Consider the following 25,680-nt stretch of genomic DNA (forward strand, 5'->3'; position numbering starts at 1 on the left):
CCCTCCTTCATGGTATTTTCACAATCCATTCCCTATTATTATTTATTGCGTTTCATCTTTTAACATTCCTTCCTATAAAAAAATATTGTCAAACCTCATTTTAGAGTTGATAATGAAGTATATTTTTATTGATATATTCATCCTGAAAGGACGGAATTTTCATGAAGAGCTTTATCAAAAACTATCGTTCCTCTTTAATACTACTCACTGCCATTATTATCGGTGGGATAGCGGGCGTCGTTTTCGGGGAGAAAACCTCGGTCATACAGCCGCTAGGGGACTTATTCCTAAATCTGATGTTCACGATCATCGTACCATTGGTATTTTTCAGCATTGCTTCAGCGATTGCCAATATGAGCGGAATGAAGCGTCTCGGGAAAATCATGGGCAGTATCGTCGTCGTTTTCCTGACTACAGCCGCTTTAGCTGCCGTCATTGGATTTATTGGGACAACCATCATCAATCCATTGGAAGGCACAGATACAACAGCCATTAAAGAACTGATGGAAAACAGTTCCTCTGAAGAGACCATTGAGGAAGTTCCTTTCTTCAGTCAATTGGTCAACACAGTAACGGTGTCCGATTTTCCAGAACTGTTCTCCAGAAGCAATATGCTTCAACTTATCGTTTTCTCTGTTCTAATCGGACTTTCCACTGCACTGGTCGGTGAGAAAGCAAAACCGATTACCGAGTTTTTGACAGCGGGTACAGCTGTCATGATGAAAGTCGTCAAAATCGTCATGTACTATGCTCCAATTGGACTTGGTGCTTATTTTGCGGCGATTATCGGCCAGCTTGGGCCGCAGATTTTAGAAGGGTATGCTCGCACTTTCATTCTTTATCTAGTCTTAGCCTTAATTTATTATTTCGGCTTCTTCACTTTGTATGCCTTTATCGCAGGTGGGAAAGATGGAGTTAAACTATTTTGGAAAAATGCGCTGACACCATCCATTACAGCCATTGCCACTTGTTCCAGTGCCGCGTCAATTCCAGTCAATCTGGAATCGGTCAAGAAAATGGGCGTGCCAAAGGATATAGCGGAGACTGTCATCCCACTCGGAGCCAACACTCATAAAGATGGTTCTGTATTCGGCGGGGTATTGAAAATCGTTTTCCTATTCAGCTTATTTGGAAAGGATATGACAAGCATTTCAAGCATTTTAAGTATACTTGCCGTTGCCTTTTTGGTTGGAGCTGTTATGGGTGCCATTCCTGGAGGCGGTATGATTGGGGAAATGCTCATCCTTAGTGTATTCGGCTTTCCTGTTGAAGTCCTGCCGATCATTGCCGTTATATCCACCATCATCGATGCTCCCGCTACACTGCTTAACTCAACAGGAAACACGGTTTGTGCCATGCTTGTCACAAGGCTTGTTGAGGGTAAAAACTGGCTAAAACAAGCATTCGTTAAAGAAGCCGTATGATTCTATAACATCAAACTGACTCCTGGTTAACCAGGAGTCAGTTTTTTAATTTTTACGTCTTTCTTTCAAACAGTTCTTTAATTGACAAGGGGTTCCTTCCCCTTACATAGAATTAAAGATTGAAGGAGGGAATTAAATGCTAATGAAATGCTTACCGACTGCCATCCTTTTCACGGGACTATTATATATTTTTTTTATACCGGAAGAGCCTTTAACCATAAAAATCATGTTCAAGGTCATTCCCATGTTATTGATTTTGCTTTATGCATGCACAACAGGGGGAACGCATGATCGTTACCAATCCTTAATACTTCTTGGTTTATTTTTTTGCATGCTTGGTGATGGTTTGTTAATCTGGTTCGTCATCGGGCTTTCCGCCTTCTTGATCGGCCACCTTTTCTATATTTCGGCATTCTTTAAGCTATGGACCTTTTCTTGGCTTCGATTTGCGACGATTCTTCCAATTATTATTTACTCCACTTGGATTGGTCGTGAAATTGTACTTGCTTTAATTGAAAAAGGTGAAAATAGCCTCATCATCCCTGTAATCTGTTATGTAACGGTCATCTCCCTCATGGGTTGGGCGGCTTTTATGACCGGAAATGCAGCCGCAATCATCGGCGGGGTTCTGTTCGTGATTTCCGACTCCATTTTATCTTGGAACAAATTTATCGAAGATGTTGCCTTTTCAGATCCACTGATCATGCTTACCTATTATACAGCTCAGTTTTTCATGGCTAGAAGCATTCGCATGAGTCCTTCTTTCCATTTATCGAAAGGTTCGAAAAGAGAACTGCCTATCAAGTGAATCCGAATAATCGTACGTTCCACATGAAACAATTTCATGAAAAAAGGCATTCACAGCTCTGCTTGAACTGTGGACGCCTTTTTTTATCCTTTAATTTTCTTAATGAAGACTACTTTTAAATAGTTCCCTTCCTTATATTCCGTACTTGTTTTAAAATCAGCCGGCAATGAAAATTCTTCCATAAGCTCGTATTTTCCGTTCATTTCCTTGAAGGCAATATCAATGAAGCTCTTGAACTTTTTCATGTCGAACGTACTGCAATTAGTTGATGCGATAATGACCCCATTGTCTTCCGTAATGGATATGGTATCCTTCAATAGATTCGTATAGTCTTTTCCGGCGCTGAAAGTAAACTTCTTCGATTTGGCAAAGCTGGGTGGATCGAGGATGACCATTTCAAATTTCAAAGCCTTCTTCACTGCATATTTAAAATACTTAAATACATCCATCACCACGATATTTTGAGCTTCAGGATCTATTCCATTTACACTGAACTGTTCGATCGTCTTTGGTAAGCTGCGATTCGCCAGGTCGACACTAGTTGTTTTAACAGCACCGCCTAAAGCGGCAAACACGGAAAATGCCCCAGTGTAGGAGAACATATTCAAGACGGTTTTCCCTTTTGCGTATTCATCCCGGATTTTCCTTCTGACATCGCGTTGATCAAGGAAGACACCGACCATTGCCCCATCATTCAGGTAAACAGCGAAATTTACTCCATTCTCCTTTACAAGAAGCGGAAATTCCGGTTGTTCACCCATGACAAAATCGTCTTCATCCACGTATTGCCCCTTTGTATCAAAGCGTTTCTTCTGATAAATCGATTTGACTTCAACCGTATCCTGCAATGCCTTAATGATGTAGTCTTTAAAGGAATATATCCCTTTGCTATACCAGCTAATCACATAGTGACCATCATAATGATCAATGATTAAACCGCCAATTCCATCACCTTCCCCATTAAACAAGCGGAAAGCCGTAGTCTCTGTATCTTCAAAAAAAGACTTTCGGAATTCATATGCTGCCTGGATTTTGCCGTTAAAGAAGGTTTGATCGATCTTTTCATTTTCTCTTCGGGTCAATACCCAGCCATAGCCCTTGTTCTGTTTACCATAATATCCTTTTGCTAGAAAACGGTTGTTTTCATCCACCAACCGCACTAAAGATCCCTCTTCCTGAAGGTCATTAAGGTTGGCTATCGACTCTTTAACAATCAAGGGAAAACCCTTGCCGATTTTACTCACGAACTTAGCTTTCACTTTTATATCTATTTCATTTCCCATATATATCATCCTATCTATGCAAATGCTTACCTTCCCATTTTACCCTAATCCCTTTATAAATAAAAACCAGCCTGGTTCCTTAACCAGGCTGGTTTCCCGAAAACTTGATCATGATACTTCTAAATGGAGATCGCCTGGCTTAACTTTGCCCATCATCTTCAATACCCGATGTAAGGCAAGTGTGATTACAGCTGGCAATACCATACCCACTGCCACATAAACCAAGAACGTGTACAGCCCTTGACCAGTTATGATGGCAATCGGGGCAATCATTGAACTTAAACCCATGCCTCCAAGTTCATACGGTACTTGAAAATCGAATGCCAAGGTAGCGATTGGGGCACAAATGATTGCCGCTACAAAAGGCGGGACGACATATAATGGTTTTTTGATTAAGTTAGGAAATTGAACTTTTGGCGTAACGACCATCTGGGCAAGGAACCCACCCATATCATTATCTTTATAAGACATGACAGTGAACCCAACAAACTGAACGGTACATCCGATCAAAGCTGCCGCACTGGAAACGGGATCTAATTGCAAGGCGATTGCCAGTGCAGCGGAAGACGCTGGTGTCATCAATAAAATGCTCCATACCAAGGCGATGACCATGGACCCGATTAAGGGAGAACCCTCGACCGCAGCGGTGGTTTGACTGCTTATCCATGTTAGGAGCGGAGTGGTGACAAGAGCCAGGCCATATCCTGAAACTCCACCGACAAGAACTGCTCCCATTGGGATGGCCATGATGTCCAACTTTGTTTTGCCAATTATACGCTTACCTACATATGTTGCAATTACAGCTGCCAATACAGCACTTAGTGGCTGTCCTGTAACAATCGTGAAGGCACCCTCAGCAGTTCTGTTAATGGCGGCACCGCCAACTGCACTTGAAGCCATGGCGCTAAAGATAATTAATGAATTTCCTCCTAGCTGATAAGCGATTCCTGCTCCTAAAGCTGGGGCTAGCAAGACCTTTGCGGCCCCGCCTATTGCCAGGAAGACCTCCCAACCTAAATAACCTCCTATGGATTCAAACAATAACCCGATCCCTAATGTAACCAAAACTGCGTTGGCTATCCCTGTTGATGCCTTGTACATTCTATTACTGATGTATTCTTTCCTGCTCACTTTATCTCCACTCCTTATTAATTATCAGAATATTCAATTTCAAAAAAATCGAAAAAAAATAAATATCTTTAATTTAAAAGCCTATTAACTATATCACCGCTACATATAATGTCTGCCCGTATAATAACATGAATTTTCTGATAATGTAAGTAGTATTTTTATACTAATAAAATAAAAGCGTTTTCATAAATATGAGTTTAACGCACTTTCATCCAATAAAAACTAGGATTGTATTATTTCAAAATAAAATATCCCTTTTAAGGAGGTGCTACATGGAGATATTTCGATACATTTGCGACAAAAAAAGAACCCGATTAAGGATTCTCTCACTAGCTGGATTTATGACTATTCTAATAGATACCCATCCTATTTTTGAAATCCTTCCAATTTTGCAAAAGTGTCCTTCAAATATTGGTAAAACAATTTCTCCGTTGGCATCAGTTCCCTATCAGTCGGAACGATGACCCCTACAGCCCTGGTTACAGATGGATCCTCCAGCGGCAATTTAACCGTAAAGCGAGGCAAGCTATCAATCAAGGAAATCTCAGGAATCAAGGTTATACCCAGACCTGCTGCCACTAGGCCTTTTATAGCATCAGTATCTTTTCCTTCAAATGCCACTTCCGGTTCGAAACCATGCAGTCTGCATGCTTTCATAACGAGATCCCTTAAAACATAGCCCTTTGGATATACGATGAACGGGTTTCCTTGAAGCTCATTTAATGATAATGACTTCTTCAAGGCCAAAGGATGGCTTTCTGGTAAAAGGGCAACTAAGTTCTCAATAAATAGCGTTTCTCCTTTGATTTTCTTTTCATTCACCGGCAGGGGGCCAATCAAGGCCATGTTTATGTTACCTTTTATCACCGAATCTATCAGGTAGCGATATGAACCTTGTTTCAATGTGAATTTCGCCAGCGGATAACTTTCCCTGAAGTCGGAAATGACCCTTGGCAATATATAAGAAGCTAAACTGCTGGGAAAGCCAATGCGGATTGTCCCTTTTTCTGGATCCAGACTTTCAGCCATCTCACGCTTAGCACGATTGATTATATCCATAGCTTGTTCCATATGGGCTAAAAATGTATATCCAATAGGCGTCAATCTAATCTTTCGGCCTTCCCGGATAAATAGGGGCACGCCCAATTCTTCTTCTAAATTATAAATTTGGCGACTGACAGCAGACTGGGCAACATGCAAGTCCACTGCTGCTTCCGTCATATGTTCACGCTTTGCCACTTCAATGAAATATTCGATTTGCCTTAATTCCAATCTAAGCTCCCTCTTTCATATCAAAACAGCATGTTATTTATCTAATATTCAGATTGTTTATTTCACTTTTAAATTATATCATGAAAGTATTATATAAAACCGATAAGCTTACCCTAATTAATATTTTTTGACTTTACTAAAGGAGAGAGAACAATGACCACTTCACAAGAAGTCGAGCATGAGGATTTACAAGTTGCTAGAGAGTTCGTAAGTCAAGTATACGCACAGGTAAAGGAGCGTAATCCTCACGAAAGTGAGTTCCATCAAGCCGTAAAGGAGATATTCCTTTCATTGGTCCCCGTTTTTGCAAAACATCCAAATTATATGAAAAGCGGGATATTGGAAAGGCTGGTTGAGCCCGAAAGAATGATCACCTTCCGAGTCTCTTGGGTTGATGACCTGGGAAATGTTCAAGTCAACCGTGGTTTTCGTGTACAATTCAATAGTGCAATCGGGCCATTCAAAGGCGGTCTTCGATTCCATCCCACTGTCAATTCCAGCATCATAAAGTTTCTTGGTTTCGAGCAAATCTTTAAAAATTCTCTTACAGGCCAGCCGATTGGTGGGGGAAAAGGCGGTTCAGACTTCGATCCAAAAGGAAAATCGGACGCGGAAATCATGCGTTTTTGCCAAAGCTTCATGTCGGAACTATCTCGCTATATCGGCCCTGATACAGACGTACCAGCTGGTGATATCGGAGTCGGTGCAAGGGAGATCGGTTACCTGTTCGGTCAATATAAAAAGATTCAAGGTAGCTACCATGCCGGTGTTTTAACTGGTAAAGGAATAAGTTATGGCGGAAGCTTGGCCCGTACAGAAGCAACTGGATATGGAACGGTTTACTTCGTCGAGGAGATGCTTAATGACAAAGGGTTACAATTCCGTGGCAGCACTGTCGTTATTTCCGGATCTGGCAATGTATCGATTCATGCCATTGAGAAAGCTACACAATTGGGAGCTAAAGTTGTTGCTTGCAGCGACTCCAATGGCTACATATATGATGAAAACGGTCTGAACCTGGATACAGTTCGACGTTTAAAAGAAGTGGAACGAAAACGATTGAGCGAATATGTCGATGCACACCCCGAAGCTGTATACCATGAAGGAAGCTATGGCATTTGGTCTGTACCATGCGACATCGCACTTCCTTGTGCCACACAAAATGAAATCGATGAAGAAGCAGCAAAATTACTGATCAAAAATAATGTGAAGGCAGTCGGTGAGGGTGCTAATATGCCTTCAACCCTTGAGGCCATTGAAGTATTCATTAATAATGGCATCCTTTTTGGACCAGCAAAAGCGGCCAATGCAGGCGGCGTAGCCGTGTCTGCACTCGAAATGGCCCAAAACAGCGCAAGAATGCCTTGGACTTTTGAAGATGTCGATGCCAAGCTGCATCAAATCATGAAAAACATCTATAAAAACAGTGTAGAAGCTGCAGAAGCATATGGTGAGCCTGGTAACTTAGTTATAGGGGCCAATATTGCCGGATTCCTTAAAGTGGCGGATGCAATGCTGACTCAAGGTATACTCTAGCAATCGGTTGATTTAGGAGGCGGTTCCAACAGGGGCCGCCTTACTTTTGTAAAAGAGTGATCTCACTTTTTTTTACCCTCTTATTCATCTCAATTCAAGCTGAATATCCACACTCAGATAACATCAATGAGATTAAAACATTTCTTTCTTACTATAAAAAAAAAGAGTGCCGGAAAAGTTCTGGCACTCTCATGGTTTGCAGACAATTATTCTTTGGTGACCAATTTCAATGGAACGGATATTGTGCCATCCACTTTATCGCCTTTTAAGATTTTCTCAGCCGCATTAACCGCTTCTTCACCGATAAGTGCCGGTTGTTGGGCGATTGTAGCTTTTAGTTCACCGGTTTCAACTGCTTTCAATGCATCATCATTTCCGTCAAAACCAACCACGATGATGTCTTTTCCTGCTGCCTTGATTGCTTCAATGGCCCCAAGTGCCATTTCATCATTATGGGCGAATACCGCTTGGATGTCATTATTGCCTTGGAGGATATTTTCCATGACGTTAAGCCCTTTTGTCCGGTCGAATTCCGCCGTTTGGCTTGTCAGGACATCTAACTGCTTGTCCGCAATATTGTGGAAACCTTTCCCACGTTCACGAGTTGCAGATGCTCCGGATACCCCTTCAAGTTCCACTACTTTCGCTTTTTCGCCAAGCTCTTTAACTAGATATTCTGCAGCCATTTCACCGCCAGCCACATTATCGGAAGCGATGAACGTTTCAATGTCACCTTCGTCTGAAGAGCGGTCAATCGTGATAACGGGAATGCCCGCATCATTTGCATCTTGAACGGCTGAAGTTATTGCCGCAGAGTCAGTTGGATTCACAAGAAGGACATCAACCTCTTGAAGAATTAAATCTTCAATTCCGCTAATCTGTTTTGCTGTATCATCCTGGGCGTCAACAACTGTAACTTTCATGCCTTTTTCTTTTGCTTCTTTTTCAATACCATCTTTTAAGGAAACGAAGAATGGATTGTTTAAAGTTGAGATGCTGACTCCGACTTTCACGTCTTTCATGGAGTCTTTCTTTTCTTTTTTATCATCTTTTAGACCAGAATCCATTGAACAGGCAGCTAAGACCATTAAAGAAAGAACCATGATGATCGATACTATTTTTTTCATTGATTACACCTCTTCTTATGATTTTTTACGGTCAAGTAAGACCGCGATTAATATAACTGCACCTTTTACCACTTGCTGGTAAAAAGAGGATACACCAAGTAAATTCATGCCGTTATTCAAGGTACCGATGATCAGGACACCCACCAGCGTACCGAACAACCGCCCTTTACCGCCTGAAAGGCTCGTTCCACCCAGGACCACGGCTGCGATGGCATCCATTTCATAGGATTGGCCTGCCGTCGGCTGTGCCGAATTCAGACGGGATGTTAAAATGGCACCGGCAATTGCTGCCATCGTACCGGCCAGACCATATATGGCCACCTTGACTCGGTCAACTTTAATTCCCGAAATGCGGGAAGCCCTTTCATTTCCGCCAATTGCATATGTTTTACGGCCAAAGGATGTTTTATGAAGCAGGAACCATAGGATTAAGAAAGCGATGACCATCACAACAGCCGGTACTGGCAGTCCCAGGAAGTATCCTCTCCCAAGCATCTGGAACATTTCAGAATCGCCAATTCCAGTAATCGGCTTTCCATCCGTATACACAAGCGTTAATCCCCGGAATATCGTCATGGTGGCCAATGTCACGATGAAAGGGGCCATTTTTCCTTTTGAAACGAGAATCCCATTGATTATACCCATTATTGCACCTAGCAGAATGCCTACTAATATTGCTAAAATAGGATCCATTCCCGAGACCATCATGCCAGCCATAAGTGCGCTGGATAGAGCTAAAATGGAACCGACGGACAAGTCGATGCCACCTGTCAATATGATAAAGGTCATTCCAAATGCAATAAGTGCATTGATGGAGGTTTGACGCAATAAATTCAAAATATTATTCGGTTCCATGAATGATGGATTTAAAACGGTTATTACGATAAATAATAGTACCAGGGCAAGTAACGGACCAAATTTCTGCCAAATCCCGCTTTTCCCTGTAGCCTCAAGTTTCATCCTAGTTCCCTCCTGTCGCCAATGCCATAATTTTTTCTTGCGTCGCTTCCTGCTTTAACAATTCCCCAGCAATCTCACCTTCGTGAACCACAAGGATTCTATCACTCATTCCAATGATTTCCGGAAGTTCTGACGAAACCATGATGATGGCGATGCCTCGCTCCGTCAATTCATTCATCAATTCGTAAATTTCACGTTTTGCACCAACATCTATGCCTCGGGTTGGCTCATCCATAATTAAAACTTTAGGGGAAGTGCCGATCCATTTGGCAATTACCACCTTTTGTTGATTCCCTCCGGAAAGATTGCCGATGATCGTTTCAGCCGAAGATGTCTTTACGTGAAGTCGCTTAATCATCATTTCGGCAAAGTTTTTCTCATCCTCCGTTTTTACGAGTCCATTAGGAGCAAAGCTTTTCAGATTCGGCAAGCCGATATTTTCCCTTACTGAAAAGTCCAGTATCAGCCCCTCTTCTTTACGATTTTCCGTAATGAAGGCCAGGCCGTGTCGAACTGCATCCGTTGGTTTTCGTATGGAAACTTTCTTGCCTTCAATGGTAATTTCACCGCTGTCTATTTGGTCGACACCAAAAAGGGCGCGCATTATTTCTGTTCTGCCAGCTCCCATCAATCCGGCTACACCCACAATCTCGCCTTGCCGTACTGCGAAATGGATATCTTCAAAAAGCCCTTTTTTAGTTAATCCTTTTACATCGAGGACTACGTCGCCAGGGTTTGCTTCACGATGAGGAAAACGATCCTCCAACTCCCGCCCGACCATTTTTTGAACGACTTCATCGAAATTTGTATCTGCAATTTTTTTCGTATCGACTGTTTTTCCGTCACGCATTACGGTGATCCTATCACAAATGGCAAAAATTTCTTCCATTCGGTGAGAGATATAAACTAGTGATACACCCTTTTTAGTAAGTCCTTTCATCACTTCAAAGAGCTTCTCTATTTCTCTATCGGTCAGAGCTGCTGTGGGCTCGTCCATGATGATGACTTCGGCATCCGTCATAAGCGCCTTGGCAATTTCAATCATTTGCTGTTCCCCGACAGAACAAAGGCCGGCTTCCTTATCAAAAGGAAGGGAAATATTAAGTGTTTTAAAAATCTCGTTTGCACGCGCTTTCATTTGTTTCGTCTTTAGGACACCGAAGGTATTTACCATTTCCCTGCCGATAAATAGATTCTCCAGCACGGTCATCTCTGGCCAAATATTCAATTCCTGACGGATAAAGGCCATTCCCGCCTCTTCCGCTTCCTTTGAATCCTTGAATGAGGTTTCTTTACCGTTAATCTCGATCGTTCCTTGGTCTTGTTTATGCAGCCCGGTCAAAATGTTCATCAAGGTTGACTTCCCCGCTCCATTCTCCCCCATTAGTGCATGTACTTCTCCTGCCTCTAAAGAAAAATGAACACCTTCCAATACCTTGTTTTGTCCAAATGCTTTATAAATATTGTGCATTTCGATTTGCATGCTCATCATCTCTTTTCTTTAAAAGAATACTCCAGACTGCAATATGCAATTTGAATACGGCGTCGTCTCCCCAGTCCGGATTATTGCTTTCGCGTTACTTGTCAGCCTTTTAAAATCCTCATGGGAAACATATTCAATCCCTTCCCCGAATTGCTGCTCCAAATATTGATGCTGTTCTGGGTTTTTATCCTTCACTTCAGTGGCAGCGATAACTTTTTCAACAACCATATCTTCGTGAACGGCTCGAACGACATCTTGAAAAGATGGTGTTCCAGGAGTCAAAGCTAAATCTATCTTCCAGACTCCCGATGGTACCGGCAGCCCCGCATCACCCACGACAATATAATCCGTATGACCAAGGTCAACCAGGACCTTGGCTATTGAACTATTGATGATTCCTTGACGTTTCATGCTTCAAGGCCCCTTTCGACTTCTTTCCTTTGCGGCATGCCGCCTTGAGCGCCTAACTTCGTCACGGAAATGGAGGCTGCCCGGTTCGCGAATAACAAGCATTCGTCAAAACTTTTTCCTTCTGCAACGGCCACCGCAAAGGCAGCATTGAATGTATCGCCTGCCCCTGTTGTATCCACTGCTTCCACTACAAAGCTTGGAACGACCTTTTCTTCATGCCCGTCAAAATAACGGACGCCATTTTTCCCTTCGGTAATGAATAATTTATTTGGATACTCAGTCAAGACTTTCGTTCGATCCCGGCCATTAAAAAGTATTTCGAACTCATGTTCATTCGGCGTAAGGAATGATGCCTGTTGAATGACAGCCTCGCTTAGCTTGCGGGCTGGAGCTGGGTTCAAAAGTAATTTCTTTTGAAGCGTGTTGCACAATTCAGCCAGAAATTCCACTGTTTCCTCAGGAATTTCCTGCTGAACCATCACGATATCCGACTCCTCAATGACCTTTTTCGCCTTTTGTACATATTCAGGAGTAATGAAATCATTTGCACCTTTTACGACAATAATACTGTTATCACCTTCTGAAAGGGTAATGTGTGCTGTACCGGAGGCTGTACCTGTAACCGGTTCCACATACTCCGTGTTTATATGATTTTTTTTCAGGTTTTCTAAAATGATCTCACCATAGACATCATCACCTACACATCCAACCATGGATACTTCAGCACCAAGTCGGGCAGCAGCCACAGCCTGATTGGCTCCTTTTCCTCCAGGAACCGTGATGAACGACTCTCCTAAAACCGTTTCCCCTGCTATTGGCCGCTTAGCTGATGTCACCACTAAGTCCATTGAGGAACTTCCCACTACTGTAATTCTAATCATGCCTTCTCCGCCTTTCTTCTCGTTGTTTGTCTCTCCACAAAAGAAACAGGGAGCTTTTTGTGCGGCACTTCCAATTTTTCCTGATTGATCTTTTTAATTAGCATTTCCGCGGCTTGTGCCCCCATCTCGTAGGCTGGCTGCCGAATTGTCGATAACGGTGGGTGCAATAACGCAGTGAAGGCGATATCATCATAGCCTATCAATTGTATGTCTTCCGGAATCCGTATTCCCCGTTTTAAAATCTCTTGAAGTGCGGCAGCTGCAACAATATCATTGCAAGCAATGATTCCATCCGTTTTTGGATATTGCTCGAACAGCTGTCTCACGCAAATTTGGCCGCCCTGAAGAGTGAGGGATGAATCCATGACTTGCACATTCACTTCGGCTTGTTTCAATTCTTCCAATGCTGCCATGTACCGTTCATATACAGGTTTTATTTCGACTGGTCCCCTGATGAGGACGATATTTGTACTGCCTCTATCAAGCAATACGCGTGCTGCGAGCTTACCGCCTGTCTTTTGATCGGAATAAACAGCTGGTAATTTTTCTGCTGTACGGTCAAGAAGGACAACTGGAATTTCCAGGTTATCAAAATTTTCATTGGCTTCTTCACTGGTTGAAGCAATCATGCCCACTACATTATTCTGAAGAAAAGTGTCAATATATTCTATTTCTTTATCTCTCTTTTCATCGCTATTCCCAAAGATTAATCGATACCCGAATTGCTGCAGATAATCCTCGACACCTCTTGCCATTTCAGGGAAGAAGGGATTCGTAATGTCTGGCAAAATCAAACCAACCAATTTGGATTTACGATTATAAAGGGATCTTGCCACTTCATTCGGTTTATAATTTAATTTTTCAACAGCTGCCATGACCACCTTTTTTGTGTCCTCATGTGCATAACCACTGCCATTCATAACTCTGGAAACCGTTGCCACAGAAACCCCAGCTTCCTTTGCAACATCCCGAATAGTTGCCAATATATCCACCTCAATAATTTTGTGTAACCGTTTACACAATAGCTTATCACCAATTTATATGAACGGCAAGCCCTATTCCAAAGAAAAATTTTAGGTAGTTTGAATCAAGCCGGATAACACAATCCTTTTTAATGCGTACATTTTTAATACTTATCGGACTCTACCGTCTCTTTCCGTTTTGCATATATAGGTTTTACATCCTCATTACCTCTAGATTTATTTAATACTTCTATTTGGTAGGCAATAGGAGTTCTACCTAACTGTTGGAACGGAAGGTACGAGGCCCCTGCGGGGGAATACGCGTCCAAGGGGGACCTCCGAGGGCGGACCGCCCGCGGAAAGCGAGTACCTGAAGCGGAAATCAACGGTCAAAATTTAAAAATCCAAAAAAACTGTAGACGTACTCAATTCTTATTGAGTTCGTCTACAGTCTGAAATTAGCTCAAAAGTCTGAGCCAGTTTAACTTTATTGCGTTTTTGCAGGTAACTTTTCATAAAGGGCATTATTCACATGCCCAAACTCAGATGCATGCGGACGGTCTTCACCATCGCTATATCCATATTGAAGCATCCGATTTCTATTCAGGCAAAGTTTTGTTAATTTTGGCGCAAAGAAATTGAATATATCGAAACGATCCTGTAACCTAGGGAATTTTTTCTGATGTGTAAGGATTGTTTGAGCGACGCCTTCCCAAAAGACATTCTCATCCAAAAGGGACCTCTTCATCAGGAGTGTTGACAAGTAACGGAAATGACAGATGAATAGTCCCGTGAAAATGAATTGAACCAGTCCTTCAGGGGTTTCACTTCTTAATACTTTTCTTAAATCATCAGGAAGTTTACTCAATTCAGGAAGCGGCTGATCACTGACGTTTACATCATCCACAAAATCCTTGATGGCCAAACGATGAGGCTTGTAATCCTTCAAAACTAAAATGGTATTTTGACCATGCGGCGAGAAGACCAATCCATATTGATAGATAAAATGTAGCAGTGGTGATAGAATGACATCGAATAATAGAGCTGTCCAGGCTTCCGCAGTCAATCCAGATTTTTCAATAAGGCTCTCCACATATGGCTTCCCTTTGTAGTCCACATGTAAAAGGGAAGCAAGTGTAATGGGCTTTTCGCCTTCTTCCATATAACTGTATATGCTTTCTCTCCAAATACCGCCTAGCATCTCCAAATATTGATAGGGTACATTCTCCAGCTTGGAAAAATACGGGTGGTCAACGTTTAAACTGGCCACTTCACCTGGAAGCACTACTTTGCATTCTTCCTTCAAGAATGAATCATTTTCATAAATGTTCTTAATATACGCTGTGATTTTTGGAGCAATGACTGTGCGCTCCGCTGGTAATCCACGGTAGACTAGCGTATTTAAAATGCTCATCGGCAGCTTGACGTGGTGTTTATTCTTATTCGACACATTAACAAATGTCCGAATTGATTGTTGCGGAAGATACTCATCAGGACCATTTCCCAAAGCTACAATCAACCCTTTAGCCAAGTCATCGGTAAAATTCTGGATGATTACATTTTTCCACTGCCATTCATGGACTGGGAGGTAGAAATAGTTTTCTGACTTCAGGCCTTTCTCTGTCAATCTTTTTGCAAATGATTTTTGGGTTTCTTCATCCAGTTCATTCTCCATCAATTGCTTATAAGACAACTTTTCAATAGAATTGAACTCACCCCTCGTTTTATGGACCGCAATCCATGATAACTGAACTTCCTTCTGGTTTTCTGGAGCAAACTTCAAATAATCATCAAAACCGAAACCGATTCTTCCCTTGTTATAAGCAATCCAAGGGTGACCGCTCATTTCCCCTTCAAGTAAAGCATAGTCCAGTTCGACCAAATCATCCGCGTCTTGTTCAGGTTTGGATAGCAATTGGAGGTCCGCAAGCAGCGTATGATGGAATTCCTTGATTAAATGTCCTGTTGTTTCTGCAGTCATCCCAATTACCGGCTGGATGTCCAAAATGAATTGAATAGCATCATTGGCCTGTGTAAAACCTTCCGTTTCATATACCTGGATCGACTCGGCCTGTACTTCATAGCTGTCAAAAAGACGGGGTGAAGCCAAAAATTGATAAGATCTCCCCTCATTTATCTTTAACTCATATAGGTTTCCTGCTGCATTTTCGTTCAAGACAGCTGGTTTGATCATATCTTCATACATATACTCAGAAATCATCTTGGCCAGCAGGTTTTGGTTTACTATCGACCAATTTTTTTCTGAAACCGCCTGTTCCACTTCATTTATGAACTGCATATAATGCTTCCCTTCCCTTCTCTTAGTAAGCCATGACAGGTGATTTTACACGGAATGACTGAAAAGCACCCTTTGGCTCTGATGGATAAATCTCTTTACCTGCCAATTGATTGATAATGATGGAGTTTCGGAAGGCCCCTAAGCCTAGATCCGGAGCACCCACACCATGTGTATGTATCTCGCCATTTTGAATAAAAAGGTGATTCTGCGTAGTGATGGCCGTTCCTACTCTATAATCTTTCGTTATTGTAAGCCGCCCCAAATCATCGCGGACTAAAAGGTCTTCCATGGTGTCAAGGAATGCCGGAAGGGTTGATTTATAGCCCGTTCCAAAAACAATCGCCTCTGTGTCCACATCAAATTCTCTATCTTCTACCCACTGTCGGCATTTCAATCCCCAGCCATTTTCGGTGGGAGTTACCGCCGAAACTTCCGTCATGGCCCTAAGTTCAATGGAAAGTTCGGCATTTCCAATCGATTTTTCATACATCTTGTCAAAAATTGCTGCAATTGTCGTGGCGCTGATCCCTTTATACAATAGATCCTGTTTAGGCAGAATTTCATCCTTCTTTTCCTGTGGCAGCCGATAAAAGAAATCAAGGTAATCCGGAGTGAAGTATTCCAACCCAAGTTTTGAATATTCCATAGGGAAAAACCCCTTGGATCTTGTATACCAGTTAAGCTGATAGCCATATTGCTCCTGCTCATTCAGTAGATCCAGAAAGACCTCGGCTGCACTCTGTCCAGATCCGACAACCGTTACGGATTTTTTCTTTAAGACATTTTCTTTGTTCCGTAAATAATCGGCCGAATGCAGGATGCTCTCCCCCATATATGGGTGAAATGCCGACGGGACAGTCGGGGCGGTGCCAATTCCCATGACAACATGACGGCTATAATAGACTTCGATCTTTTGTGTTTGTGCATCCCTTACACTGATTTGATAGAAGGGTTCACCTTGATCACCTATATACTCCACCGCCTCCACCGCCTTTCCAAAACAGCAGCTTTTAAGTTGATGGGCAGTCCAGCGGCAATAGTCGTTATATTCTTTTCGTGGAATCAAGAATTTTTCAAGAAAGTAGAAATGATAGAGACGATCATGCTGCTGTAAATAACTCAAGTAACTATATGGGCTAGTCACATCAGCCATGCTAACTAGATCGGCAAAGAACGGTACCTGCAGTGTTGTCCCTTCCAGCAGCATTCCTTCATGCCAATTAAATTCCTGCTTTTTCTCAAAAAAGACGGCATTCAACTCCGGGGTTTTCTCCAAAAGGGCCGCAAGTCCAAGGTTAAAGGGGCCTATCCCTATCCCTACCAGGTCATAGATAGATTGTTGCTTCTCCATACTTCCACTTCCTCTCAAAATTCTCCCGTGTACATGACATTAGCAATGCCGTTTTGTCAGGGAGCTCAATTTCTTTAATTGGGGTGAAACCGCACTTTTCAAATAAGTAAATCATCTTTGCATTTCGAATGTCCGGTTCCGCCATCACCTTTTTTGTTCTAGAAGAAAGCAGTTGGTATTTCACCATTGCACGTAAAAACGGCAAAGCCAGTCCTTTTCCAAGGTAATCTGAATCACCAATGAGTAAATGAATGCCTTGATCTCCCTCTTCGGACTCATAATAATCTTCGATGATATCGCCTTTTACCCAATACGATTCCCAATAGCTCATGGGGATTGCATCAAGGCAGCCAAGATAGAGTGTTTGGTGTGTGTCAGCCAACGCCTTTTGCAAATGAACAGCAAACTTTTCTTTTGTGAAATTTAAATTCCAGTAGGGTATCACATGTTCTTCATGCATCCATTTATGCAGTGTATCTACATCCCTCTCAAATTCAACTTTGACAAATGAAAGCTGTTGATTACAGTCCTTCAGATTTTCTTCATAACTATTTTTCATAGGCGGTTAAAACCCCCTGCGCGAATGGATTATCAATCGTTGTATAAACGGATTGTGTCTCAAGTGAACCGACAAGCTCATCCATATCATGAAATCGCGTCAGTAAATTAGCCTTACAAGATAATTCCCGGGCATGAAGCAGCCTTGAAACAACTCGATTCAACCCTTCATCCTCGCTTTCCCTGCTGCTTGTTTCCAATTGTTCCTGAACGAGCTGTAACAGGGTTTTCTCTGATACTAATCCTTCCGTACCAAAATTATTGATTAAGCCTAATAAGTGATTGAAAAAGAAGTAGTATTGAAGTCTTTCTTCAGCGACTTCATCAGAACAAGTCGTGAAGCTTTTTTCACTTAGTTCAGGCAGGATATTCAACAACCTGTCTACTTTGGACTCGCAATAGTAATACCCTTGATTATCACGATAATAAAAAGTGGATGGATAGCCATCTTGAAGTTGAATGATTGAATTTTGCTGGTGGGCTTCTAAAACAATTCCATACTCTTCAAATAGCCAAAGCATCGGTTTTAATGTCATTGAAAGATAAATTTTGAACCATTCCTTACTTACTTCTTCGGTACTGCGGTTTTCATCAGCTGCCAATTTGCGGATGATCGCTCCAAGCCTTGATGGTGCACCATAGGCATTATCCTGACATAAGCCTGCAATCAGGCTTGCTTGTTTATCATTTTCATAAAAAGGGTTTTCCCGAATATCAACATCGAAACCTGATTCTTGTTCAGTTGTTTTGATCGTTAGATAAGCAGGGTCCTTAATAACACGGAAGGCGGGATGCTGTTCTTTTAGATCATCGCCCACTTTTGAATCTATTAATTTAGCAATTTCCACACCACGATCTAGTTCTTTTTGCAAATTCGCACGTAATGAATTCGTGATCTTAACCGGAACGGAAAATTTGTACATATATCTCGATGTGGCACTATATACCGTTCTAAATGAAGAGGTAGCCGTGAATTTTTTTCCAAGCGGTCCTGCATAAACTAGTGTTCCTTGCTCGATTAGCCTCTTAACCTCTTCTTTTTCGATAAGCACTTTTGCCTGGAGCGGATGTGCCGGGATAATGCTGTATCGGCTTTCCTTTTGGCAATACGTGTCACGAAATTCACTGGAAATCTCCAAGTCACCAGCTAATTCCTGTTTAATGATCTCACTTGCCGATCGGACTTCACTAGAATCCTGGATGACGATCGAAGGCTCTGCCAGGAAATAGTGCAGCTGAAACTCCCCTTTTAATTCGGGTGAATAGATCCATTCATCTTTTTCTGAAATGCCCTGCTTACTTTTCGGTGTCGGGTGGAACAGGTGGCCGAATAAAAGCGACTGCTCTGCTTCGATGTATGTAAAATCAGGACTTTGAAGTGCATCAGCGTCTTCTGTCCTCGCTTCCACATAACGTTGAATATTTTGGCTGCTAAGGATAACACGCAGCATCAATTCATCTTCACTATCCGTCCGGCCCTGCTCATTCAATAACTCTTTAGAAACAATCGAGACCATTGTCACATAATCTAATTCACGTACTTGTTTGGATGCTGTTTGGTAGTAAATCGGGAAGGTAAAAATATGACGCCCCGTTACCGACCAATATTTAAGTGGAACAAGCAATGCAATATCTTGGGATCTGAGATTACTGACTAATAATGAATCCGGAATGGAACCCTCCAAATCTGGCCAGTTTCTCGTTTCTTCTAAACTGCAATTCCCGGTTTCCCGGAAATAACAGTTCAGAAAGCTTTGCATCGTTGCCCTTTCAGCTATTTGCTTACCATTCATCTTCATTCCTCCATCATCTTGAACATTTCACCTAAAACTCGAATTTCGTCTAAAATTTCCTCTATGTGTTCAAGCCTTGTCATTGGATTCAATAGTGTCATTTTTAAATATACCTGTCCGTCAAAACGCGTTTTTGCTAAAAATGCCCGTCCGCTTTTCAGTAATTCCTGCTGAATCTGTTTATTTAATAGATTTACTAGCTGATCACTTTCTCCCGAGGGATCATAACGGAATACAACTGCATTCAATTCAGGATCTTTATTTAATACTGTGAATCCATCCGCTTTTTCGATCTTCACAGCCACTTCACGTGCAAGATGACAAGTATAGTCGATCATTTCAGCAAAGGTGTCCAGTCCAACGACCTTCAATGACATCCAGAGTTTCAGTGCATCGAACCTTCTCGTCGTTTGAACCGATTTATTGACTAAATGAACCATGCCCTCCGCTTCATCTTCCTGTGGATTCAAGTAATCGGCGTGATGCTGGATATATTGAAATGAGTTGCTGTCCGAGACAAGAAAAGCACCACAACTGATGGGTTGATAGAATAATTTGTGAAAATCAACCGTAATCGAGTCGGCCCGTTCAATTCCGCTGATTAACTCTTTGTAATCCTTGCTTAAAATCATCGCACCGCCATATGCAGCGTCCACATGCAGCCATATCCGATTCTTCCTAGCAGCTTCGGACAATTCATGTAATGGATCGATTGAACCAAAATCCGTCGTTCCACAAGTTGCAACGATAGCAAATGGAAGTAAATCCTGTTCCTCTAAAAGCAGCAACTGATGATTCAAATCATCCATGGACAGACGATGATTTGAATCTGTTTTAATCGTGATCACTGCCTGTTCACCAAGCCCCAGCTGTGCCGCTGATTTACGAACCGTAAAGTGGGCAGCCTCGGAGCATAGGATCCGCAGTTTTTTCGCCTCGACTGGCAAGCCGTGCTGTTGAACGTCCACATCCCAGAAACGCTTACAATAGGCGTCCCTTGCCAATAGCAGTCCCATGTAATTAGATTGGGTACCACCGCTTGTGAAAATCCCATCGGCTTGTTCCGGTAACCCTACCTGACTGCACAGCCAATCTATTAAACGCTCTTCAACGAAAGTTGCCGTCGAGCTTTGGTCCCATGAATCCATGGATTGATTCAACGTACCGATAATCATTTCGGCTGCCACGGCTGGAATTAGTGTCGGGCAATGCAAATGCCCGATACAAGTAGGACTGTGTACATTGATGCTGTCATCAATAATAAACTCTGCCAGCTCAGCCGCAACTGCTTCAATCGTCTCCCCTTTTAGAGAAGCGAGGGTCAGTCCGTTTAATCTTGCTTCTATTTCATACGGATTTTTCCCAGAGTATGGTGAATTGTTCCCTTTTAAAAAGGCCATCAGCTTCTTTTCCATGATTTTTAATGACTGGCTGTAGTTATTGAAACCTTCTTCGTTATTCAAGAACAATGGAGAATAAGCAAAATCCGTTTTATTTATCATTTCAATCATTGATAATTCACCCTCTAGCTACAGCTGCACGAACAGCCTGTTCAAAAATGGCAGTGGCTTCGCGAAGCTGGGATTCCGTTACGATCAATGGTGGCAGGAACCTCACTACACTTCCATGTCTGCCGCCCACTTCCAGAATCAATCCTCTTTGAAAACATTCCTGTTGAATGGTACTGGCAAGTTCCGAATCAGCTGGATTGCTTCCATTCGGATTTTGAGGTTCTTCATGCTTGACCATTTCGACACCGACCATCAATCCACGGCCTCTAACATCCCCGATCTGCTGAATATCTTTTTGCAAATCTTTAAGAATATCCTTTAAGATTTCACCCATTTTAGCGGAATGCTCCACAAGATTCGTCTCTTTCATATACTTTAAAGTCGCTGTTCCTGCTGCCATCGCCAATTGATTTCCCCGGAACGTACCGATATGTGCACCTGGAGACCATAGGTCCAACTCTTTGTTATAAATTACCACCGATAATGGAAGACTTCCGCCAATTGCTTTAGATAAGACAAGAACATCCGGAATGATTCCTGCATGTTCGAAGGCAAACATTTTTCCTGTACGGCCGATACCGGATTGAACTTCATCGATAATTAGCGGAATGCCCTTCTCTTTTGTAATTCTTCTGATTTCCTTAAGCCAAGGAATTGGAGCGGGAATGGAACCTCCTTCACCTTGTACTGCCTCTAATATCATTCCTGCAGGTGCCAATAATCCAGATTCAGGATCGTTCAGTAGATTTTCGATATACTGGCTACTGATTTTATGACTTTCTTCTCCGCCTATTCCAAAAGGACAGCGATATTGATAGGGATACGGAAGGAAATGTACGTCTGGCATTAACCCTTGTATCTTTTCCTTTGGTTTTGTATTGCCGCTGATTGACATGGTTGCATGGGTTGCCCCGTGATAAGCTCCTTGGAAGGATAAAATGCTTCTGTTGCCTGTGGCTGTTTTTACTAATTTAAGTGCTGCCTCAATGGCATCCCCGCCAGTAGGACCACAGAATTGAATTTTTGCATTTTTCCTGAATTCTTCAGGCAGGCTTTCAAAAATTTCATCAACGAACTGCTCTTTGATTGGCGTCGTAAAATCCAATGTATGTAACGGCCGTTTATCCTTAAGAACTTTTTCCATTGCTTCAAGCACAGCCGGATGATTGTGACCGAGCGCTAATGTTCCAGCCCCGGCAAGAAAATCAATATATCGTTTTCCATCCATGTCTGTTAGGTAAATTCCCTCCGCTTGATCGATGGCTATCGGTAATCTTCTAGGATAAGATCGGGCATTTGATTCCCTTGTATTTTGTTGTTCCAGTAATTGATCATTTTTTGTAAGAGTATTCGTTACCATAGTGAGCCTCCATGTATTGAATTAATTGAGAATAATTATCATTATCATGAGATTCATTTTACTGATAATGATAATTATTCTCAATGAGTAAATCCACTCATTTTTCTTCTAATAAATTCCAATAAAATTAAGAAAAGGTTAAAACTGGGGCCTATTCTCTATTTATCTATTAAACAGAAAATTGTTATTAAGGTTTTATTAAGATTGTGTTTATAAGCTGAACCTAGTAAAAACATGAAAAAGGAGGAACAACAATGAATGATTTAAAGGGCAGGCGGGAACTCAAGCATGCAATCACCAGAGCAGATTGTTATTTATTAAGAAATAATCTGAAAAACTTCATGAGGCTTGATCCCCATGGGCTGGATGGGAAGTATTTAATTCGAAGTGTCTATTTCGATAACTTTGACAATAAAATCCTGCGGCAAAAAACGGAGGGGTTCTATCACAGGGATAAGTTCAGGGCTAGACTTTATGATCATAATACTGATTTCATCAATCTAGAAAAAAAGAGTAAGCGGGATAACCTTACCTATAAACAGAAGTGCAGGCTGTCTGCCGAAGAATACGAACGAATTCGTTCAGGGGATATAAATTGGATGTCCGAAGATTCAAGGGATATCCTTAGGGACTTATACATTCAAATGACCCTTTTCCAAATCAAGCCGACAACAGTCGTCGACTATGAAAGGGAGGTATTTATCTATGAGTATGGAAATGTGCGGGTCACCTTCGACAGCAATGTGAAAACCAGCTATCGGGATACGGACTTCCTGAATCCCGAATTAATCGTCGTCGATGCACTAGACCCGGATTGGGTCATCCTGGAAATAAAGTTTGATGAGTTTCTTCCGGATATCATCAAACAATTGTTATCCATCATCGATACTAGAAAAACGGCTTTTTCAAAATATCAACTAAGCAGAAGATACGGCTGATTTCAGCTAAACACATAATATTTGGAGGAATGGCACATGGATACGACGACTACTAGCACTTTTAATGATATTTTCAAATCAAGCTTTTTAGACAAGACAGAGAGCTTTTCAATCATTGACTCCCTAATTGGGTTATTGTTGGCATTTGCCATCGGTTTGTTTATTTACGTCATTTATAAGAAGACCTTTTCCGGTGTGATGTACTCACACAATTTCAATATTTCCCTCATCATCATGACAATGGCAACGGCTTTGATCATCATGGGTATTTCAACTAATATCGTTATCTCCCTTGGTATGGTCGGTGCCCTCTCCATCGTTCGATTCAGAACGCCAATTAAAGATCCCATGGACTTGATCTTCCTATTCTGGGCAGCCGCTTCCGGGATTTTATGCGGGGCAGGACTAATTCCACTGGTTATCATCGGTGCTATTTTAATAGGTATTGTCATGCTCACATTTGCGAACCGGATCACTGTAGAAAATCCTTATTTATTTATCGTTAAATATACAGATGCCTCAATTGAAAAAACGTTAGACGAAATGATATCCAATAAAGTGAAAAAGCATTCCATCAAATCAAAGTCGGTCATGCCGGATAATAATCTTGAAGTGACATATGAAATTCGATTAAAAGATAATAATGCGGAATTCATTAATCAAGTCAAGGACATGAATAGCGTTCATTCTGCCATCATGTTGAGTTATGATGGCAACTTCACTGCTTAAGATAGATGGCGGACATAAGATTCCATGGCTTGTCCGCCATATAAGAATGCAGAAGAAAGGAGCCTGGCATGTTAAAGACAAGATACGTCGTAGCGTCGATTGGGTTACTTATCGCCATCTTTATAGCAGTGATGTCTTTCCTTCCCAATCTGACAATTGAAAAGGCCACTAAAGGAAATACATATACGGGGTCCGTGTTTGACCAAAGCAAGGTGACAACCGTTGATATAACATTGGCTGATGATGATTTGGATTCAATCCTGGATAACCCCTCTGAAAAGGAAGTTGTTGCATCAGATGTGACCATTAATGGGGAAAAAGTTGAAAATGTAGGGTTTCGAACCAAAGGGAACCTTTCCTTAAACTCTGTTGTCCAAATGGAAGATTCGGAACGCTACAGCTGGAATATAGATTTTAATTACTATCAGTCAGATCAAAATTTACATGGCCTGAAAGAATTTGATTTAAATAATAATTATAGTGACCCCACGTATATGAGGGAGTACCTTTCATATGAGCTAATGGAAAAGATGGGCATAGCAACTCCCGGACATTCCTATATGTACGTGACCATCAATGGAAAAGAATGGGGCTTATATTTAGGCGTTGAATCTATTAATGAAACATTTTTGAATAATAACTTTCCATCTGGCAATGGTGACCTTTATTATCCTGATGGCACCGGAAGTGATTTAAAATGGATTGGTGAAGATATTGATGATTATACAGGGTTGAACTTAAAAACAAATGAAAGTTCTGATCAATCTGCGATGATCAAGATGCTTGATGCCATCAATAATGGCGGGGATTTAGAAGAAGTTTTGGATGTAGATGAAACATTGCGCTACTTTGCAGCCAATACAGCCCTCGTCAACCTCGATCACTATCAAGGCACATTAAAGCATAACTACTATCTATATGAGGAAAATGGCGTCTTTTCCATGCTGCCCTGGGACTATAATATGTCATTTGGAGGCTTTTCCGGAGGCGGGGGACGCCAGGAAGGCGCATCCGATAAAGAAAATGAAGTGGCTGCTGAGAGTAACGATACTGCTAACAAGGATGACACGGAGCCCCTTGGAGAAGCACCGAATAAGAACGGTGGCCGAATGATGGATATGAGTTCAAATTTCATGAATGAAAGTAATATCAACTTCAGCATTACCGAACCTGTATCAGGTACAACCCTTGAAGATCGTCCTTTATTGAATGCCCTGCTTTCCAACGACGGGTACCGTGAAAAATATTATGATTATCTAGACGGCATTGCCACAGATTTTTTCTCTGAAGAAAATATGACAGCAATGACAACTGATATTTCTACATTAATCACACCATATGTGAAAAAGGACCCGACTAAATTCTATACAATTGAAGAGTATACAGAAGCGACGTCAGGCGAGGAAACCCTGGTTGACTTCGCTGCCCAACGAGCTGAGTCTATCTTAGCACAGCTTTCTGGAGATCTGGTTGTGGAGGCTGAAACAGAAAGCAGTATGGGCGGCAGAGCTCCTAATAGGGGCGATAACGCAAATGCAGGCCAGCCACCACCAAACATGGGCGGCGGCGAGAATGGGGCTGCCTTGCAGTCCCCTAACATGGTGAATGACGAGAATGGAGCAACTCCTGGTATGAACGGGAACATGGGGCAACAAGGGACAGATAACAGCAGCTCATCCAAAAATACGATCATTCTATCTTCCGTGCTCCTACTCTTATTATTTGGTGCAATGGTCTTTGCCCACTTCTTTAAACGGAGAGGTAAAAAAGGATAGACCATGCCCTTCCAATACGAAAAAGGTATCCCAAAATATTCGGGATACCTTTTTTATTGCTTTGGCGTAAAGCCATCCATTATTTTCG

General features: G+C 41.9%; 21 protein-coding genes. 6 read left to right on the plus strand and 15 right to left on the minus strand.

The features are described 5' to 3' along the window. Positions 1-161: 161 nt before the first annotated feature. Positions 162-1,424, plus strand: a complete 1,263-nt coding sequence (locus QUF78_RS27390; protein WP_289314186.1) for a dicarboxylate/amino acid:cation symporter — start codon at positions 162-164, stop codon at positions 1,422-1,424. Positions 1,425-1,560: 136 nt separating this feature from the next. Continuing rightward, entirely contained in the window at positions 1,561-2,232 is a 672-nt protein-coding gene (locus QUF78_RS27395; protein WP_289327162.1) for a lysoplasmalogenase, read from the plus strand. A gap of 83 nt (positions 2,233-2,315) precedes the next feature. On the opposite strand, the gene QUF78_RS27400 is transcribed toward QUF78_RS27395, so the two are convergent. The 3 genes from QUF78_RS27400 to gltC all read right to left on the minus strand — a co-directional run bounded on the left by QUF78_RS27400 (position 2,316) and on the right by gltC (position 5,918). Further along, positions 2,316-3,515: a class I SAM-dependent rRNA methyltransferase gene (locus tag QUF78_RS27400; protein WP_289327163.1), complete on the minus strand. Its 1,200-nt coding sequence runs from the start codon at positions 3,513-3,515 to the stop codon at positions 2,316-2,318. A gap of 108 nt (positions 3,516-3,623) precedes the next feature. Next, positions 3,624-4,616 carry a PTS sugar transporter subunit IIC gene (locus tag QUF78_RS27405; protein ID WP_289327418.1) on the minus strand — a complete coding sequence of 331 codons (993 nt, stop codon included), beginning with the start codon at positions 4,614-4,616 and terminating at the stop codon, positions 3,624-3,626. 396 nt (positions 4,617-5,012) lie between these two features. Further along, on the minus strand, positions 5,013-5,918 hold the full coding sequence (gene gltC / locus QUF78_RS27410; protein WP_289327164.1) for a glutamate biosynthesis transcriptional regulator GltC: 906 nt from the start codon (positions 5,916-5,918) through the stop codon (positions 5,013-5,015). Between the two features lie 153 nt (positions 5,919-6,071). Between gltC and gdhA the strand changes: the two genes are divergently transcribed. After that, a complete protein-coding gene (gene gdhA / locus QUF78_RS27415) occupies positions 6,072-7,454 on the plus strand; it encodes an NADP-specific glutamate dehydrogenase (RefSeq protein WP_289327165.1) in 1,383 nt (460 codons plus the stop codon). A gap of 206 nt (positions 7,455-7,660) precedes the next feature. On the opposite strand, the gene rbsB is transcribed toward gdhA, so the two are convergent. From rbsB to QUF78_RS27475, 12 genes are all read right to left on the minus strand, one after another. Continuing rightward, the gene (rbsB, locus tag QUF78_RS27420) at positions 7,661-8,581 is read right to left on the minus strand and encodes a ribose ABC transporter substrate-binding protein RbsB (protein WP_289327166.1); all 921 of its coding nucleotides are present in this window, start codon (positions 8,579-8,581) and stop codon (positions 7,661-7,663) included. Positions 8,582-8,596: 15 nt separating this feature from the next. Then, positions 8,597-9,541: an ABC transporter permease gene (locus QUF78_RS27425; protein ID WP_289327167.1), complete on the minus strand. Its 945-nt coding sequence runs from the start codon at positions 9,539-9,541 to the stop codon at positions 8,597-8,599. A gap of 1 nt (position 9,542) precedes the next feature. Next, a complete protein-coding gene (locus tag QUF78_RS27430) occupies positions 9,543-11,024 on the minus strand; it encodes a sugar ABC transporter ATP-binding protein (RefSeq protein ID WP_289327419.1) in 1,482 nt (493 codons plus the stop codon). Positions 11,025-11,042: 18 nt separating this feature from the next. Next, positions 11,043-11,435, minus strand: coding sequence for a D-ribose pyranase (gene rbsD / locus QUF78_RS27435; RefSeq protein WP_289327168.1), 393 nt, complete (start codon positions 11,433-11,435; stop codon positions 11,043-11,045). After that, positions 11,432-12,316 (minus strand): ribokinase, encoded by an 885-nt coding sequence (rbsK, locus tag QUF78_RS27440; RefSeq protein WP_289327169.1) that lies wholly within the window; start codon positions 12,314-12,316, stop codon positions 11,432-11,434. Before rbsK ends, rbsD begins: the two co-directional genes overlap by 4 nt. Continuing rightward, complete coding sequence (locus QUF78_RS27445) at positions 12,313-13,299, minus strand: LacI family DNA-binding transcriptional regulator (protein ID WP_289327170.1); 987 nt, start codon at positions 13,297-13,299, stop codon at positions 12,313-12,315. Before QUF78_RS27445 ends, rbsK begins: the two co-directional genes overlap by 4 nt. A 466-nt stretch (positions 13,300-13,765) precedes the next feature. Continuing rightward, on the minus strand, positions 13,766-15,577 hold the full coding sequence (locus QUF78_RS27450) for an IucA/IucC family protein (protein WP_289327171.1): 1,812 nt from the start codon (positions 15,575-15,577) through the stop codon (positions 13,766-13,768). A 22-nt stretch (positions 15,578-15,599) separates the two neighbouring features. Beyond that, positions 15,600-16,928 carry a lysine N(6)-hydroxylase/L-ornithine N(5)-oxygenase family protein gene (locus QUF78_RS27455; protein ID WP_289327172.1) on the minus strand — a complete coding sequence of 443 codons (1,329 nt, stop codon included), beginning with the start codon at positions 16,926-16,928 and terminating at the stop codon, positions 15,600-15,602. Next, complete coding sequence (locus tag QUF78_RS27460) at positions 16,903-17,487, minus strand: GNAT family N-acetyltransferase (protein ID WP_289327173.1); 585 nt, start codon at positions 17,485-17,487, stop codon at positions 16,903-16,905. The genes QUF78_RS27455 and QUF78_RS27460 overlap by 26 nt, the downstream gene beginning before the upstream one ends. After that, a complete protein-coding gene (locus tag QUF78_RS27465) occupies positions 17,477-19,279 on the minus strand; it encodes an IucA/IucC family protein (RefSeq protein WP_289327174.1) in 1,803 nt (600 codons plus the stop codon). Before QUF78_RS27465 ends, QUF78_RS27460 begins: the two co-directional genes overlap by 11 nt. A 2-nt stretch (positions 19,280-19,281) precedes the next feature. Further along, complete coding sequence (locus QUF78_RS27470; protein WP_289327175.1) at positions 19,282-20,790, minus strand: pyridoxal phosphate-dependent decarboxylase family protein; 1,509 nt, start codon at positions 20,788-20,790, stop codon at positions 19,282-19,284. A 7-nt stretch (positions 20,791-20,797) separates the two neighbouring features. Further along, the gene (locus tag QUF78_RS27475) at positions 20,798-22,150 is read right to left on the minus strand and encodes an aspartate aminotransferase family protein (protein WP_289327176.1); all 1,353 of its coding nucleotides are present in this window, start codon (positions 22,148-22,150) and stop codon (positions 20,798-20,800) included. 254 nt (positions 22,151-22,404) lie between these two features. Here QUF78_RS27475 and QUF78_RS27480 point away from each other — a divergent pair, with 254 nt between their 5' ends. The 3 genes from QUF78_RS27480 to QUF78_RS27490 all read left to right on the plus strand — a co-directional run bounded on the left by QUF78_RS27480 (position 22,405) and on the right by QUF78_RS27490 (position 25,592). Beyond that, positions 22,405-23,088 (plus strand): polyphosphate polymerase domain-containing protein, encoded by a 684-nt coding sequence (locus tag QUF78_RS27480; protein ID WP_289327177.1) that lies wholly within the window; start codon positions 22,405-22,407, stop codon positions 23,086-23,088. A gap of 36 nt (positions 23,089-23,124) precedes the next feature. After that, entirely contained in the window at positions 23,125-23,817 is a 693-nt protein-coding gene (locus QUF78_RS27485; protein WP_289327178.1) for a DUF4956 domain-containing protein, read from the plus strand. Between the two features lie 68 nt (positions 23,818-23,885). Then, positions 23,886-25,592 carry a CotH kinase family protein gene (locus tag QUF78_RS27490; RefSeq protein ID WP_289327179.1) on the plus strand — a complete coding sequence of 569 codons (1,707 nt, stop codon included), beginning with the start codon at positions 23,886-23,888 and terminating at the stop codon, positions 25,590-25,592. Positions 25,593-25,680 lie beyond the last annotated feature (88 nt).

The sequence above is a fragment of the Peribacillus sp. ACCC06369 genome, from assembly GCF_030348945.1.
In the GTDB taxonomy this organism is placed as follows: domain Bacteria; phylum Bacillota; class Bacilli; order Bacillales; family DSM-1321; genus Peribacillus.

Coding starts and splice junctions, on each gene's coding strand:
- QUF78_RS27390 (WP_289314186.1), top strand. CDS start 162: ATGAAGAGCTTTATCAAAAACTATCGTTCCTCTTTAATACTACTCACT.
- QUF78_RS27395 (WP_289327162.1), top strand. CDS start 1,561: ATGCTAATGAAATGCTTACCGACTGCCATCCTTTTCACGGGACTATTA.
- QUF78_RS27400 (WP_289327163.1), bottom strand. CDS start 3,515: ATGGGAAATGAAATAGATATAAAAGTGAAAGCTAAGTTCGTGAGTAAA.
- QUF78_RS27405 (WP_289327418.1), bottom strand. CDS start 4,616: ATGTACAAGGCATCAACAGGGATAGCCAACGCAGTTTTGGTTACATTA.
- gdhA (WP_289327165.1), top strand. CDS start 6,072: ATGACCACTTCACAAGAAGTCGAGCATGAGGATTTACAAGTTGCTAGA.
- rbsB (WP_289327166.1), bottom strand. CDS start 8,581: ATGAAAAAAATAGTATCGATCATCATGGTTCTTTCTTTAATGGTCTTA.
- QUF78_RS27425 (WP_289327167.1), bottom strand. CDS start 9,541: ATGAAACTTGAGGCTACAGGGAAAAGCGGGATTTGGCAGAAATTTGGT.
- QUF78_RS27430 (WP_289327419.1), bottom strand. CDS start 11,024: ATGCAAATCGAAATGCACAATATTTATAAAGCATTTGGACAAAACAAG.
- rbsD (WP_289327168.1), bottom strand. CDS start 11,435: ATGAAACGTCAAGGAATCATCAATAGTTCAATAGCCAAGGTCCTGGTT.
- rbsK (WP_289327169.1), bottom strand. CDS start 12,316: ATGATTAGAATTACAGTAGTGGGAAGTTCCTCAATGGACTTAGTGGTG.
- QUF78_RS27450 (WP_289327171.1), bottom strand. CDS start 15,577: ATGCAGTTCATAAATGAAGTGGAACAGGCGGTTTCAGAAAAAAATTGG.
- QUF78_RS27455 (WP_289327172.1), bottom strand. CDS start 16,928: ATGGAGAAGCAACAATCTATCTATGACCTGGTAGGGATAGGGATAGGC.
- QUF78_RS27460 (WP_289327173.1), bottom strand. CDS start 17,487: ATGAAAAATAGTTATGAAGAAAATCTGAAGGACTGTAATCAACAGCTT.
- QUF78_RS27465 (WP_289327174.1), bottom strand. CDS start 19,279: ATGAATGGTAAGCAAATAGCTGAAAGGGCAACGATGCAAAGCTTTCTG.
- QUF78_RS27470 (WP_289327175.1), bottom strand. CDS start 20,790: ATGATTGAAATGATAAATAAAACGGATTTTGCTTATTCTCCATTGTTC.
- QUF78_RS27475 (WP_289327176.1), bottom strand. CDS start 22,150: ATGGTAACGAATACTCTTACAAAAAATGATCAATTACTGGAACAACAA.
- QUF78_RS27480 (WP_289327177.1), top strand. CDS start 22,405: ATGAATGATTTAAAGGGCAGGCGGGAACTCAAGCATGCAATCACCAGA.
- QUF78_RS27485 (WP_289327178.1), top strand. CDS start 23,125: ATGGATACGACGACTACTAGCACTTTTAATGATATTTTCAAATCAAGC.
- QUF78_RS27490 (WP_289327179.1), top strand. CDS start 23,886: ATGTTAAAGACAAGATACGTCGTAGCGTCGATTGGGTTACTTATCGCC.